This is a genomic window from Sporosarcina sp. FSL K6-2383, from assembly GCF_038618305.1.
Classification (GTDB): Bacteria; Bacillota; Bacilli; order Bacillales_A; family Planococcaceae; genus Sporosarcina.
In genome coordinates, this window is sequence record NZ_CP152017.1 from 3027530 (window position 1) to 3041640 (window position 14111).

16 protein-coding genes are annotated in these 14111 nt (G+C 42.4%); 5 read left to right on the forward strand and 11 right to left on the reverse strand.

Going from position 1 to position 14111, the window contains the following annotated elements; all coding sequences use genetic code 11:
• The first annotated feature begins 47 nt into the window (after nt 1-47).
• From MKZ10_RS15135 to MKZ10_RS15150, 4 genes are all read left to right on the forward strand, one after another.
• Nucleotides 48-491, forward strand: coding sequence for a YaiI/YqxD family protein (locus tag MKZ10_RS15135; protein WP_342505770.1), 444 nt, complete (start codon nt 48-50; stop codon nt 489-491).
• Nucleotides 492-884: 393 nt separating this feature from the next.
• Nucleotides 885-2339 carry an NADP-dependent glyceraldehyde-3-phosphate dehydrogenase gene (locus tag MKZ10_RS15140; RefSeq protein ID WP_342505771.1) on the forward strand — a complete coding sequence of 485 codons (1455 nt, stop codon included), beginning with the start codon at nt 885-887 and terminating at the stop codon, nt 2337-2339.
• Between the two features lie 116 nt (nt 2340-2455).
• Nucleotides 2456-3535 carry a 3-oxoacyl-[acyl-carrier-protein] synthase III C-terminal domain-containing protein gene (locus MKZ10_RS15145; RefSeq protein ID WP_342505772.1) on the forward strand — a complete coding sequence of 360 codons (1080 nt, stop codon included), beginning with the start codon at nt 2456-2458 and terminating at the stop codon, nt 3533-3535.
• 12 nt (nt 3536-3547) lie between these two features.
• Complete coding sequence (locus MKZ10_RS15150) at nt 3548-4078, forward strand: isoprenylcysteine carboxylmethyltransferase family protein (RefSeq protein WP_342505773.1); 531 nt, start codon at nt 3548-3550, stop codon at nt 4076-4078.
• A gap of 152 nt (nt 4079-4230) precedes the next feature.
• Here the strand turns inward: MKZ10_RS15150 and MKZ10_RS15155 are convergent, their stop codons facing one another.
• The 11 genes from MKZ10_RS15155 to MKZ10_RS15205 all read right to left on the reverse strand — a co-directional run bounded on the left by MKZ10_RS15155 (nt 4231) and on the right by MKZ10_RS15205 (nt 13324).
• A complete protein-coding gene (locus MKZ10_RS15155) occupies nt 4231-4398 on the reverse strand; it encodes a hypothetical protein (protein WP_342505774.1) in 168 nt (55 codons plus the stop codon).
• A gap of 61 nt (nt 4399-4459) precedes the next feature.
• Complete coding sequence (gene nhaC, locus MKZ10_RS15160; protein WP_342505775.1) at nt 4460-5857, reverse strand: Na+/H+ antiporter NhaC; 1398 nt, start codon at nt 5855-5857, stop codon at nt 4460-4462.
• A gap of 483 nt (nt 5858-6340) precedes the next feature.
• Nucleotides 6341-6922, reverse strand: a complete 582-nt coding sequence (locus MKZ10_RS15165) for a thermonuclease family protein (protein WP_342505776.1) — start codon at nt 6920-6922, stop codon at nt 6341-6343.
• A 26-nt stretch (nt 6923-6948) separates the two neighbouring features.
• On the reverse strand, nt 6949-7299 hold the full coding sequence (locus tag MKZ10_RS15170; RefSeq protein ID WP_342505777.1) for a CrcB family protein: 351 nt from the start codon (nt 7297-7299) through the stop codon (nt 6949-6951).
• Entirely contained in the window at nt 7296-7673 is a 378-nt protein-coding gene (locus MKZ10_RS15175; protein ID WP_342505778.1) for a CrcB family protein, read from the reverse strand. The genes MKZ10_RS15170 and MKZ10_RS15175 overlap by 4 nt, the downstream gene beginning before the upstream one ends.
• Nucleotides 7670-9829, reverse strand: a complete 2160-nt coding sequence (locus MKZ10_RS15180; protein ID WP_342505779.1) for an ATP-dependent helicase — start codon at nt 9827-9829, stop codon at nt 7670-7672. The genes MKZ10_RS15175 and MKZ10_RS15180 overlap by 4 nt, the downstream gene beginning before the upstream one ends.
• A gap of 151 nt (nt 9830-9980) precedes the next feature.
• Nucleotides 9981-10526 carry a GNAT family N-acetyltransferase gene (locus tag MKZ10_RS15185; RefSeq protein ID WP_342505780.1) on the reverse strand — a complete coding sequence of 182 codons (546 nt, stop codon included), beginning with the start codon at nt 10524-10526 and terminating at the stop codon, nt 9981-9983.
• Nucleotides 10523-11104, reverse strand: a complete 582-nt coding sequence (locus MKZ10_RS15190; RefSeq protein WP_342505781.1) for a uridine kinase — start codon at nt 11102-11104, stop codon at nt 10523-10525. Before MKZ10_RS15190 ends, MKZ10_RS15185 begins: the two co-directional genes overlap by 4 nt.
• Entirely contained in the window at nt 11101-11628 is a 528-nt protein-coding gene (lepB, locus tag MKZ10_RS15195; RefSeq protein ID WP_342505782.1) for a signal peptidase I, read from the reverse strand. The genes MKZ10_RS15190 and lepB overlap by 4 nt, the downstream gene beginning before the upstream one ends.
• Nucleotides 11629-11897: 269 nt before the next feature.
• The gene (locus MKZ10_RS15200; protein ID WP_342505783.1) at nt 11898-12497 is read right to left on the reverse strand and encodes a histidine phosphatase family protein; all 600 of its coding nucleotides are present in this window, start codon (nt 12495-12497) and stop codon (nt 11898-11900) included.
• Nucleotides 12498-12538: 41 nt separating this feature from the next.
• Nucleotides 12539-13324, reverse strand: coding sequence for an alpha/beta hydrolase (locus tag MKZ10_RS15205; RefSeq protein WP_342505784.1), 786 nt, complete (start codon nt 13322-13324; stop codon nt 12539-12541).
• A gap of 273 nt (nt 13325-13597) precedes the next feature.
• Here MKZ10_RS15205 and MKZ10_RS15210 point away from each other — a divergent pair, with 273 nt between their 5' ends.
• Complete coding sequence (locus MKZ10_RS15210; protein WP_342505785.1) at nt 13598-14110, forward strand: gamma carbonic anhydrase family protein; 513 nt, start codon at nt 13598-13600, stop codon at nt 14108-14110.
• The last annotated feature ends 1 nt before the right edge of the window (nt 14111 follow it).

Below are 14111 nucleotides of genomic sequence, written 5' to 3' on the forward strand. Positions count from 1 at the left end.
CTAGGCATAGAATTCCAGTCATAAAGAATATAAAGGGGGGTTGCTCTATGGCGACAATTCTTATTGATGCAGACGCTTGTCCAGTGGTCAATGAAACAATCCGAATCGCTGGACATTTCGGGTTTCGTTGTGTCCTCATTTGCGATACAGCACACGAAATGCATCGTGAAGGTGCAGAAACGATTATCGTTTCAAAAGGGGCGGATGCAGTCGATTTTGTGCTTGTCAATCGTGTGCAGAAAGATGATATCGTCGTGACGCAGGATTACGGTTTAGCGGCGATGGTTCTTGCCAAAAAAGGACATCCGATTGATCAAAATGGACGATTGTATACCAATGATAATATCGATCAGTTACTATATGCGCGTCATACTGCACAAAAAGTGAGAATGGCCGGTGGACGATTACGTGGTCCCAAAAAACGTTCTAAAGAAAGTGATTTGAAGTTTGAAGAAAGTTTAAAACAGTTATGTACACAACTCACAAAATAGAAAAGTGACGGGCGATAACACCAAAGGATTTAAATCCTTTGGTGTTTTTATCTTGGCATTCAATAGCTTTGTCTCCTGCATATCAATTCCTTTTCTGAATTCAACTAATCACCATTGAAATACTCGACATTGAACAAAAGAAATTTAGTCTCGAAGATTCGCATTAGATTCCCAATGGAAGCGCTCTCAAATTAAACGGAATATATAGAATTGAACAAACTATCTAAATATTTGTTGTAAAGCTAAATAAAGCGTGCTAGAATATGAAATCAACAGAGTGCAGCTATTTTTTTGACCATAATGGGACTCGCCTCGATCTAAAGGGACAAAAATAGTCCCATGAATATTATTCATTCTGTTAGGCTCCAACTATTACAAAAGGGGGAATTTTCTATGACAACAAATACGTCGATGCTACTAGCCGGTGAGCTTTATATAAACGGGGAATGGAAAAAAAGCAAGTCAGGCCAAACGATTGAGATTACATCACCTTATCTATATGAGCCCATTGGTAATGTGCAAGCCATTACACAAAAGGAGGTTGACGAGGCGATTGACTTTGCACAAGCTGCACAAAAGGAATGGGCACAGACTAGCCTTCAACAGCGTGCTAGCCATTTATACAAATGGGCAGATGCTTTATTGGCCAATCAAGAAAAAATTGCAACTGTCATTATGCATGAAGTTGGAAAAAGCCTAAAGGATGCCAAAAGCGAAGTGACACGAACAGCAGATTTTATTCGCTATACGGTAGAAGAAGCACTTCATATGCATGGAGAAAGTATGAGAGGCGATAGTTTTCCAGGAGGATCTAAATCCAAGGTTGCGATTGTCGAACGTGTTCCACTCGGCGTTGTACTCGCCATTTCTCCGTTCAACTATCCAGTGAACTTAGCCGCCTCAAAGCTGGCGCCAGCATTAATCGCAGGAAATGCAGTTATTTTCAAACCAGCTACACAAGGCGCGCTCAGTGGGACAAAAATGATTGAAGCCCTCCATCAAGCTGGCTTCCCAAAAGGACTTGTTAACTTGGTGACAGGGAAAGGTTCAGTCATTGGCGACTACTTAGTCGAACATAAAGGAATCAATATGATTTCCTTTACGGGCGGCACTGACACGGGTCTTCACCTAGCTAAAAAGTCGGCTATGGTTCCGCTTGTCCTTGAACTCGGTGGGAAAGACCCGGGTATCGTACGACAAGACGCTGATTTACAAGAAGCAGCTAAACAAATTATTAGCGGTGCATTTTCTTACTCAGGCCAACGCTGCACAGCCATTAAGCGCGTACTTGTCCACGAAAGTGTTGCAGACGAACTCGTCGCTCTTTTAAAAGGAGAGATTGAGCAATTAGTCGTAGGTTCTCCAGAAAACGGCAGTACAATCGTTCCGTTGATTGATGATAAGTCGGCTAATTTCGTGCAAGGTTTAATTGATGATGCGGTTAACAAAGGTGCAGTTGTCGTAACAGGTAATCAGCGGAAACAGAACTTAATTCATCCAACGCTGTTGGATCATGTTACCGAAGAAATGCGCCTAGCATGGGAAGAACCATTCGGTCCCGCACTCCCAATCATTCGGGTTTCTTCTGACGAACAAGTCATTGCGATTGCCAATGCATCAGAGTTTGGCCTACAAGCTAGCATTTTCACCAAAGATATCGACAAAGCTTTTGCGATTGCCAATCAAATCGAAGCGGGGGCTGTTCAAATTAACGGACGTACAGAACGTGGCCCAGACCACTTCCCATTTATCGGCACAAAAGGCTCTGGTATGGGTGCACAGGGGATTCGGAAAAGCATCGAATCCATGACACGCGAAAAAGTAACTGTCTTAAATCTGGCTCTTTAATATTTCAAATACGAGGGCATCCTGAGTTTCTTTGGGATGCTTTTGTCATCTTCTGTACAAGTTATGCGTACCTTGGTGTGTAGTTGTTTTTACGACAATGAATACGGAGGATACTCATGCCAAAAATCCTATCAGTTAGTACTGTCAAACCACCCCATCGAGTTTTTCAGGAGCAAGCTACTGAATTGACCCGCTCCCTTTTCAGTGAAAAATTTCAGGATATTGAAAGATTATTAAAAGTTTTTCAAAATGGCGATATAGAAACGCGTAATGTCTGCATGCCGCTTGATTGGTATGGGAGCCCACATGATTTTGAAGAACGCAATCAGTTATATATTCAACATGCTGTCGACTTTGGCGTGCAAGCTGTGCAGTCCTGTCTTCAAGGGGATGGTATGCTGGATTCGCCGATTGAGCCATCGATGATTGATGCCATTTTCTTCATTTCCAGCAGCGGAATATCGACGCCGAGTATCGATGCGCGCATTATGAATTGTATTGATTTTCGCGATGATATGAAACGCGTTCCGATTTGGGGCTTAGGCTGCGCAGGAGGAGCTGCCGGAATAAGCAGAGCCTATGAATATTGTCTCGCTTTTCCAGATGCGAATGTACTCGTGTTGTCCGTTGAATTATGTAGCTTAACGTTTCAAAAAGACGACTATTCGAAAAGTAATTTAGTCGGTGTATCGTTATTTTCCGATGGCGTTGCGTGTGCATTGTTGACTGGTGATCGTTCATTGGTGAGGGGTCGAAAAGCAATGCCAACCGTGATCGCTACTGCTTCGAAACACATGCCAAATTCCGAGAACGTCATGGGCTGGGATGTGAAAAATAGTGGCCTATACGTTGTTTTTTCAAAAAGTATTCCTGCAATTATTACGAATTGGCTTGGACCATTTGTACATGAATTTCTTGAAAATCAAGGCTTAACAAAGGATGACATTACGCATTTCGTCGCACACCCTGGCGGTAAAAAAGTACTCGAAGCGTATGAGCAAGCATTGGCATTTGATTCAACCAAGACTGTGGTATCCCGACAGGTATTACGCGAAAATGGCAATATGTCTTCTCCAACCATCCTATATGTGCTGGAGAAATTCATGGAACAAGATCCTATTGCTGGTGACTACGGACTAATGGCTGCACTCGGACCCGGATTTTGCGGTGAACTGTTGTTACTGAAATGGGAATGAGGTGGTTCGTGAATGATGTTTTCGACTATCATTTCGATCGTTATCCTGCAGCGACTGATTGAGCTCCTTATCGCAAGACGCAATGAAAAGTGGATGCTTGCACAGGGAGCATTTGAAGTTGGTACAGCTCATTATCCAATGATGGTTACGATGCATATAGCGTTTTTTGTCTCCTTTTTGTTAGAGGTTATGATTTTTGAGCGAGTTCTTTCTCCTATTTGGATTGTGTTACTCGGCATTTTTTTATTGGCGCAGACGGCACGAATCTGGTGTCTGCTGTCACTCGGCAAGTTTTGGAATACGAAAATTATTGTTTTGCCAGGTGCTGATGTCGTACGCCGAGGCCCCTATCGGTGGGTGCGACATCCGAATTATATGATTGTCACCATTGAGTTGCTCATACTCCCCCTATTGTTTGGCGCGTATTTTACAGCTGTTTTGTTTACGTTACTGAATGTCTGGATGCTATCTGTACGGATTCCAGCAGAGGAAAAGGCATTGAAGGAAGCGACGAATTATCGGGAGACGTTTTCATTGGAGTGAATGACGGGTTGCAGGACTGTCATGGTAATTTGAAGAACTGTCATGGCAATTTGGGTAACTCTAATGGCAATCGACAAAACTGTCAGGGCCATTTAGGAAACTGTAAGGACGCAGACAAACTGTCAGGGCAATTCGGTAACTCTAATAACAATCTACAGAACTGCTAGGGCAATTCGCATAACTCTAATGACAATCTGCAGAACTGTCATGGCAATTCCGATAACTCTAATGACAATCTGCAGAACTGTCAGGGCAATTCCGATAACTCTAATGGCAACCTGCAAAACTGTCAGGGCAATTCCGATAAACTGTAAGGACAAAAAAGCTTCCCCGTCATATCAAGACTGACGGGGAAGCCTCGCCTTCATTTCACCTACTAACTCAGCGCTCCACCGATTCTCCATCCGTATACGTCAACGTCTTCCCTAAAAATCCGAACAACACCGTCAAAATTGGTGACAGCAGACAGAAGAATGCAAACGGTAAATACTCCATCGTCGAAACGCCCAACATACCCGTGATAAAAATTCCACACACGCTCCACGGCACTAATGGATTCACAACCGTACCCGCATCTTCCATCACCCGACTCAAGTTTTTCCCCGTCAGTCCTACTTTTTCATACTGCGACTGAAAAGCCTGCCCTGTCAATAAAATCGACAAGTACTGCTCGCCAATTAGCACATTTATACTAATCGCCGTTAACGCAGATGCCGCAATAACCGAGGACACTTTCTTCAATAGCCCCTCAACCATCGCCAACAAGCATTGCACAATACCAAGTTTAAATAATAATCCGCCCATACTTAGCGCAAGTAGCACTAAACCAATCGTAAACATCATACTTTCCATACCACCACGCGTCAGCAATGCATCAATTTCTTCAATGCCGGTCGTTGACACGAATCCGTTGAATAAAATACTAAACACTTCGGAAGCACCATAACTATGATGAAAATAAGAAATTGCGACCGCACTAGCCGAGCTCAGCGCCAATGTCATCAATGCAGGTACTTTCAGAATCGTTAACACAAACAGCAAAACAAGCGGTAAAATCGTGTACCAGTGGATCATCCCTGTCGCCAATAACCCATCCTGGAACGAGTTGATTTTATCGACTTCCGCCACTTTAACGCTTGGTGACAAAATGCCGAAGAATATTAATGACAGAACAAACGCTGGTATCGTCGTCCACCCCATGTTGCGAATATGCTCAAACAAATCGACACCAACAATCGAAGATGCCAAATTGGTCGTATCAGACAACGGCGACATTTTATCGCCAAAAAAGGCTCCTGACACAATGGCTCCAGCTGTTATCGCTAACGATAAATCGAGTACACTTGCCATTCCGATAAACGCAACACCAACCGTCGCCACCGTTGTCAATGAACTACCGATTGAAATTCCAACAATCGCTGTCACCACAAACACAACAGCAAAGAAAAAGGACGGTGTAATCAAATTAAAACCTGAGTAAATCAGCGTCGGAATCGTCCCAGCCATAATCCAACTACTCACCAGCATACCTATGAAGAAAAACAAGAAAACAGCACTCATCCCTGCCCCTGCACCTTCAACTAAACCTCTCTCAATCCTGCTGTATGAAACTTTTTTAATAAGACCATAACAAATTAATAACAAAATCGAAAACAAAATTGGTAAATGTGGAACTGCATCAAATTTAACAAGACTAACACTGATCATAATTATTATTGTCGTTACTAATACAATTGCCTCTACCAATGTTGGCGAAATAACTGCCTTTATTTTAAACATGGTGAAATTCCTCCTCAATGATTGCGAACAATGGAACGCAGTCTAAAAGCGCCACGTCCTGTGGCAACGACTGCATGACCTACTTCCTGTAGGCCCAAACAAATACAAAAAACCCCTACCATCCCTTGGAAAGGGACGAAGGAGTTCTCCGCGTTACCACCCTAATTGATGAATCGATGCTAGATCGACCATCCACTTCATGCCAAATTGAGAAAAACCGATGGCGTACTTCATCATGATTGCTGCCTGAATTCACACCTGCCATTCAGTCTCTTGTTGCTGCTCACAATCTGACTACTGTACCATCTCTCATAGATTTATAATTTTTTCAACTTTTGAATAGCGGTAAACAGTCTAAATGCGCGACATCCTGCCGGCACGTAAAAGTTAATTGATTTGAATCTTACCATGTCTATAAAGGAAGTCAAGTTTTTTATTCAGTCTGAAAACATGCACTTTTTCAATAAAAAGTGACGCGAATTTCTATTTTCCCTCCGGATACGTCTGACTATCAAAGCCACGCTCCGTCACATAATCCTCCAGTGTCCAAATACCAATACCCGCTTTTTTCGCCTTTTCCTGCGCTTTTTCAAACGCATCGAGATGACGCGTATTCGGTGGATAGACGTAGCCTACTCGGGCCAATCCTTCTTCCAATAACTTCTCTTGAATGCTCACACCGTCAATATAAATATATGCTAGTAATCTTCCATACTTATCGACCCGTTCACCAATATCAAATTCAATTTCGAGCTTTCCGCTATTCATCAGCTCCATATTTCGCTCCTTCGCTTGCTGACCGAAAGGCTGCTTGCCAAGCTGAGCATGATTCGTTTCAGGCGTATCAATCAGCAAATAACGAACATTTTGCTCCTTGCCCTCATACTTGATTTTAATCGTATCGCCGTCAATCGTTTTCACCAGCTCTACTGGAATCAAACCAGATCGACTTGGCATTTCTTCCTCTTCTGCAAATAATTCAGGGAAATAAATAGCAGCAATTGCAACGACAATAACTATCGCTATTGATTTTATTATATTATTTTTCTTAGCTTTTTTAGCCATTTTATTCATCCTTTTTTAATTAAATACTATACGATTACATAGCCGATTGTTGCGAGTACCAGCCCGCCGCCATAGGTCAACAGTAAGTAACGGACAGCATGATTCTTTTCACCATTACTCCACAACTCAATCAGCTCTTTATTTAACGTAGAAAATGTCGTGAGTGCACCTGCAAGACCTGATGCTAACAATAATGTTAAACCTCTTGATAATTCCAGCCCAAATACGAGACCAATCAACAATGCACCGATTAGATTGACAGCCAATGTACCACTAGGAATGCCGGCAGAATGATTCTTCTTTTTCGCCAGACCATACCGAATAACAGCGCCAAGAAATCCGCCTGTGCCCACCATAACCATTTCGAGAAAAGTCATACCCGCACCTTCCTATCACCGAGATAAAACCCGAATATCCCAGCTGCAAGTCCCCCGATTATACTAAGGACAACGTACAACATAGCCATCGCAAGTTGTCCATTTTCTACCATCAACACGGTTTCCATACTTAATGCAGAAAATGTTGTGAATGAACCTAAAAAGCCCGTCGTCACTGCATCATACAGTTGTCGATTGGCACTAATTTTACGCAGAGTCCCTGCAACAATAAAACACAACGCAAACGTTCCTACAAGATTAACCACAAGTGTCGCTATCGGAAATCCCGATTCGCTGTGGATAAATTGCCCTACTACTATCCGCGTGACTGCACCTAAAGATCCCGCTAAACCAATCCATAGAATATGCTTCATAGCGTCACCTTTTCAAGTATTCGAAGAGAAAGGACTGTCTCTAAGTCGAGTCGTTTTTCCATATCTGCAAATTGAATGATTAGCTCATTGCCATCACGCGCAACAATCTCACCAAGTCCAAACACACGATGCTTAACTGCAACTCCAATAATGAGTTCATCCCTGTCGTTAATACCATTTGGATTCACTGGAATCGATGCCTTCGACGCTTTCACTGACGTAGGCTCATTCCCCACTTTGCTCGGCTTCAACAGCAGTCCCCGCACTTCATTCAAAAATCTAGAATCCTCTTTCGCTTTCCCTTCGTCCTGACCATATGACAGCAACTCAAGACGTTCCTTCGCACGTGTCATGCCTACGTAAAAGAGTCGACGGGCTTCTTCCAACGTCGCTGTATTTCCCTCATCTTCCTCTGATGGAATGATACCCTTTACTAAATCTATCATGAAAACACGTCGAAATTCGAGCCCTTTCGCACTGTGAAACGTCGATAATGTCACCGCATTTTCAACTGGCTGAAACTTTGCTTGTTGCACAGCCTGTTCGAGCTCTTTCAATTGATTCGCAAATTCTACCATTGTCCGTAACTGAGATGCAATCCCCTCGAGTGTATCGAGAATACCTAACAAATGATCAAAACGATAGCCAAACTTTTCCGCCCTACTTTTCAATGCCGCCTCGTAGCCGAAATCATTGCGAATCAGCTGAATCACCCGCTCCGGGCGCATATCAGGAATGACAGCATAGCCCTTTTTGTAATCCTTCAGCTTCTTCACTTGGCTTTCTTTCAAATCAACCGTTTGAATAAGAGCATCAAAAACATTCCCCGTTGTCCCGGTATTTTCAAATATCGTCAGCATACTTCGTGAGATAAATAAATTCATTTTCATCACGATTTTAGTAAAAATATCTTTGCGTTCCATATTAAAACTCAGTCGCATAAAATTCAAAATATCCTCTACAATCCAGTGGGTGAAAAACTTGTCATCTGCGTCTTTCATATAAAAAGGAATGCCCCGCCGATGCAATTCATTGACATACAACGTCGATGAGGAGTTATTACGAAATAGAATTGCAATCTCGTTCAAGTTACTTTCCCCCAGCAATTCATACGTCACATATTCAAGCTGGCGCTTCGGATCATCCAGCTTCCGTATATAAATGGGCTCCTTTGCCTCATTTTTCGTATGCATGTCCTTCGGATAACGCTTCTCGTTCCGCTTGATAAACTTTGAGGTCAACTCAACAATTTCTTTGGATGAACGATAATTCCGTTCCATCATTAGCACCTTTGCATCCGGATAGACTTTCTTAAAATCTAACAAATAATCCGGCTCCGCACCTCGCCATGTGTATATGGACTGATCATCGTCCGCGACAACACAAAGATTGCCATGATGCGCCACCAAATGTTCCACAATCCTGTGCTGAACAAGCGACGTATCCTGGCTTTCATCTGTCAATAAATAATCATAGAGATTGCGAAAGCGCTCAGCTAACTGCTCATCTTGTCGTAGCCCTTGTTCTGCAATCGTCAGCATATCGTCAAAATCGAGTAATAAATGTCCCTGTGTCTGTGATTTATATTGCTCATATTTGTACGCCATACGCCCCGCCTTTTCGACTGGCCCTTTTAAATCCTCCCATTGTTCAAGCGGAATCATACTGTTTTTAATGGAGCTAATAAACGTTGACAAAGAGGACAACTCATCATCCGTACAATCCTCTTTCAACACTTCTTTATAAATTCCTTTCAACAGAAAAGCCTTATTCACCGACTGTCGCCCTTTTCCACCACCTTCAATCAATTCGAAAGTGGTACCAATTGCTGTCAAATAACTACGCGCAATCGTAAATGCCAAACTATGAATCGTAGAAAAATCAATTGGCTCTTTATCAGGAAAAAACCGGCTAAATCGCTCCGTCATATCACGCGCAGATGCCCGGCTAAAAGTTATGGCCTTAATACGTTTCGGATCCACATTCTTTTCTTCAATTAAATAACCAATTCGCATAATCATCGTCGTCGTTTTCCCCGACCCGGGACAAGCCAACAATAGCAGCGGTCCTTCCGTTTGCAGCACCGCTTGCTTTTGTACATCATTCAACTCTATATTCAATTGTTGCTTTTTTCGTTCGAAAAAATCGGTCATCATTTTGTAACTCCTTCTACATCACACTGCTCTTAATTTACCATACGAACGCTCATTTGTAGAGTTGATAGCTATTTATCACCGTCTTGGTGCTCGTTATCACCGATTCCAAGCATAAAAAAACCTCTACATTAACGCTTGTAGGGGTTCCTGATTATTTTATATGCCATTCCTCACGCAACAACGAAAACACCAGCGCATCATGAGATTGTCCATTCTGGAACAGATAACTTCGCAACTTGCCTTCTTCCATAAATCCTTGCTTCTTCAAAAGCCCTATAGATGCCTCATTTGCTGGAAATGTAACAGCTCCGATTCGTTGAAGGTCTAGCTCTTCAAACGCATAGTCCAAAACCGCTTGCAATGCTTCAGATGTTATGCCACTTCTCCAGAAATCAGGATGTATTTCAAATCCGACTTCAGCTTTTTTCATACCGATAGCCAAATTATTCAATCCAATCGTGCCAACAAATCGATTCGATTGATTATTGATAATCGCCCAACGCATGCCTTTTTTTATATCAAAATTGTTCTTAAAATGCTGTACAATATTTTCAGCCTGTGCCAGCTCTTGGAATGGATCCATCCCATAATACCTCACCACTTCGGGATTCGATAAAATTTCAAAAATCGCTGGCGCGTGCTCCACTTGTGCTTCAGTTAAACGCAATCGCGTTGTTAGTAATGTTGGAAATGTCACAGTACTCTCCCCTTCCGTCCATTCTCCACTGCATCCGCCAACACTAACGGATTGCATTGCTCCACATACATATCCTCTGCCGGAAAATATCGCTGCTCATAATGACGAATAATATCCTCGCTGCCTCCAATATAACCATCCCTATCCAAAGCGCGCGCCATCCTCATCTCCCGATCTGTTTCAAGATAAATAACCTTATCGAAGTACGCCCTTAACTCAGGACGTTGTAGAAAAATCCCTTCAACAATTACCGTTGTGCCAATCGGTATATCAAATGTCTGCTTTCGATAACTATCCGCTGGCTTATCATATAACTCGATAGTGTCATACACAGCTAACCCACTACACACAGGCTCTAACAGTTTTTCAATCAAATAATCATAGCGCCATTGCACATAGTAATAACAATACCATTCTTCAAACTGATCATTATAGCGAATCGCGCGTGTATGAATAAAATCATCCAGATGAATGACAATTGCGTCTTTCAGCTGGCATTGCAAATCCAGTGCGTATGTCGTTTTCCCAGATCCACCAAGGCCATCAATACCAATAAGTAAAGAACGTTTTTCCATCATTTCGGAATCCCGATATCGCGTAGCGGATAAAACTTAAATGTCACAGCACCAACGACAGACTTCTCATCAATGACACCAAGCTCCCGACTATCTGTGCTATGTCTTCTATTATCCCCCAAGACATATAAATGACCTTCTGGCACTTCAACTGTAAAATCCTGTGTAAGCTTCTGTCCTTCGAACACCTTTTCTTTATTCGCTTGAATATAATCCTCCTCATATTCCACGCCATTAATGGACAGCTTGTCATCCTTCATGACAACGACATCCCCTGGCAGTCCAATGACTCTTTTGATGAAATCTTCCTCAGAGTTCGGTGCGTGGAAAACAATCATGTCAAAACGATTGATTTTATGAATTTTTGAAATGACGATTTTATTTGCATTTTCAAAGGTTGGCTCCATTGATTGTCCCGATACGATAACCGGTGTAAATAGAAATTGACGAATTACAATGGCGATAACAAACGCAACGGCTAGCGATTGTATCCATGAAATCAGTTCACGTTTGCTTTTTTCCTTCAAATCAGTTCCCCCGTTCATACTACGTCTATTATTTTCTATACATACTGTATTCTATTCTCATCCCTATGACTCCTGCTCTTCTAAAAAGGTTCCCTCAAAAAAAGTGCCTCCGATTTCACGAAGGCACTTCTCTATTCATGAAGTTATAATTTGAACTGACTAATTGCTGTATGCAAATGATCACTCAGCTCTGACAATGTATCTGCAGCTTATGTCACTTCACGAATAGCCCGTTGTTGTTCGTCTGCATAACAGTTTCTTTATGTGAATCAAATTCTATTCGTCAGGACTAAATGCTTTGTACAATTATATAAACTGCACATATTTTCATCATCGCGTAGCTCAACAACCGTGAGCGATGTATTATCCATCTTTTCTCCTAGCTTCTCACCTGGCACAAGTGCACCGACCAATCGTTTGATGAATCCTCCATGACTGACAACGAGTACACGCTGCCCCGCATGAGTCACTTTCATATCTTCAACAAATGCCATTCCCCGCGAAATAATGTCCTCATTTGGTTCAACACCAAGCTCCATCTCTCTCCATGTTGGACCCCATTTTTCAAGCCGTTCCACTTCCGTCGTTCCTTCAATTTGACCACCACCGAATTCACGCAGTCGATTGTCCTCTAGTAGTTTAATAGCGGGCTTACCCTCCGCAATAATTTCCGCCGTCTTTTTCGCACGGATTAAAGGACTCGTATAAATAACATCCCATTGCTCCCCAACAATCCTTTTCGCCACATGCTCCGCCATTTCAATCCCTTCTTCATCAAGAGGAATATCTGAACTCCCCTGTGCTCGTCCTTCTTTATTCCAAGCTGTAACACCATGTCGCACAAATCCAATTGTCGTCAAATGAAACACTCCTTAATTTAATCCATAAAAAAGCCTTGCCTCGGCTTTTCCTAGACGATATAGCCAAGTGATCTCAACACATTATTCATAAATGCCTCTGTATAGAGATAAACTTCCTCGCGTTCAGGCTCCTGAAATACATCATGATAGAGATGCTTCCATTCTTTATATTGAAACTCGGAAAGATTTTGGTGAATCAACCACTTCTTCGTCTGTGAAGAATCAGCTATTTTATCGCTCCCTGCGATATGGACAAGTATTGGCACATTATGAATCGTCCCCTCATACTGTGCCACAGCTTTCATAAAGGTTTGCAAATCCTTATACCAGCTAGCTCTCGCAACGGAGTTATAGTGTCGATCCTGATGAGCCTCTACATATAAGTCATAGTTACGCGTCAGCAATTCAATGCTAATGTCATGATTGATTTTCATAGACGAAGTCAATTTTGACAACACCGTCGAAAACTTCGGTGGCTGATGCTTAAGCGCTAACCAAGGAGAACTGAATATAAATCCAGCACACTCAATTTTCTTTGCTTGAATCATGCGCATCACAATCGTCGCACCAAGTCCATGCCCCATGACGAATAACGGCAAACTATCATCCAACCCAACTTCAACTAACTTCTTCACATAAGTGACATAAGCATCAAAGGATTCATCATGAATCCTTTTCCCTTCAGCCCCATGCCCAGGCAAATCGCCTGTCACAACATGAAAACCAGCACTTCTAAATTTTTGTATAAGCCATGCGTACCGACTATGATGTTCATACGCATTATGGACAATGGCTACGACAGCTTTCGGCTGCCCCTCCGCCTCCCATTTCCACATGGACATCATCTCCTTATCTATTCAATAAATTACGCCTTGGCGTAATTACGTCCAAATTTTGAATTATGCAAGGCACAATTAACTCCTTTCAAAATTTGTGACATCCGCCGGCCGACAAAAACGCCACGTCCTGTGGCATTGTCGGCACTAGTACTTCCTGTACGTCGAAGACTTTATGTTCATTCATCAGGCATTTGAAAACCTGATGAATGAACATAAACATAATCTTTGTTAAGATAATTATACACGATAGAGAGAAAAGAGGAGAACACTATGATTTACCCATTTCATGATAAAAAACCAGTTATCGATCCATCCGTTTTCATCGCAGATTATACAACGATCACAGGAGATGTCACAATTGGTCCAGAATCGACCATTTGGTTCAATACAGTCATTCGCGGTGACGTCTCACCCACAATTATCGGACGCAAGGTCAATATTCAAGATCTATGCTGCCTTCATCAAAGTCCACAATTCCCACTCATTCTAGAAGATGAAGTCACCATTGGTCACCAAGTAACGCTACATAGCTGCACTGTCAAAAAAGGTGCATTGATTGGCATGGGTTCTATTGTTTTAGACGGAGCGGAAATCGGAGAAGGAGCATTCATCGGAGCGGGTAGTTTAGTTCCACCAGGTAAGAAAATTCCGGCGAATTCACTGGCATTCGGTTCCCCCGTTAAAGTCGTGCGTGAACTAAACGACGAGGATCGCAAGGATATGGAACGTATTGTCCGTGAGTATGCTGAAAAAGGGCAGTATTATAAAGGGTTGCAGAAATGAC

Excerpts from the sequence above, each read along its gene's own strand:
- MKZ10_RS15205 (WP_342505784.1), bottom strand. The coding sequence starts at position 13,324 with ATGTGGAAATGGGAGGCGGAGGGGCAGCCGAAAGCTGTCGTAGCCATT.
- nhaC (WP_342505775.1), bottom strand. The coding sequence starts at position 5,857 with ATGTTTAAAATAAAGGCAGTTATTTCGCCAACATTGGTAGAGGCAATT.
- MKZ10_RS15145 (WP_342505772.1), top strand. The coding sequence starts at position 2,456 with ATGCCAAAAATCCTATCAGTTAGTACTGTCAAACCACCCCATCGAGTT.
- MKZ10_RS15150 (WP_342505773.1), top strand. The coding sequence starts at position 3,548 with ATGATGTTTTCGACTATCATTTCGATCGTTATCCTGCAGCGACTGATT.
- MKZ10_RS15210 (WP_342505785.1), top strand. The coding sequence starts at position 13,598 with ATGATTTACCCATTTCATGATAAAAAACCAGTTATCGATCCATCCGTT.
- MKZ10_RS15170 (WP_342505777.1), bottom strand. The coding sequence starts at position 7,299 with ATGACTTTTCTCGAAATGGTTATGGTGGGCACAGGCGGATTTCTTGGC.
- MKZ10_RS15180 (WP_342505779.1), bottom strand. The coding sequence starts at position 9,829 with ATGATGACCGATTTTTTCGAACGAAAAAAGCAACAATTGAATATAGAG.
- MKZ10_RS15135 (WP_342505770.1), top strand. The coding sequence starts at position 48 with ATGGCGACAATTCTTATTGATGCAGACGCTTGTCCAGTGGTCAATGAA.
- MKZ10_RS15190 (WP_342505781.1), bottom strand. The coding sequence starts at position 11,104 with ATGATGGAAAAACGTTCTTTACTTATTGGTATTGATGGCCTTGGTGGA.
- MKZ10_RS15165 (WP_342505776.1), bottom strand. The coding sequence starts at position 6,922 with ATGGCTAAAAAAGCTAAGAAAAATAATATAATAAAATCAATAGCGATA.
- MKZ10_RS15140 (WP_342505771.1), top strand. The coding sequence starts at position 885 with ATGACAACAAATACGTCGATGCTACTAGCCGGTGAGCTTTATATAAAC.
- MKZ10_RS15175 (WP_342505778.1), bottom strand. The coding sequence starts at position 7,673 with ATGAAGCATATTCTATGGATTGGTTTAGCGGGATCTTTAGGTGCAGTC.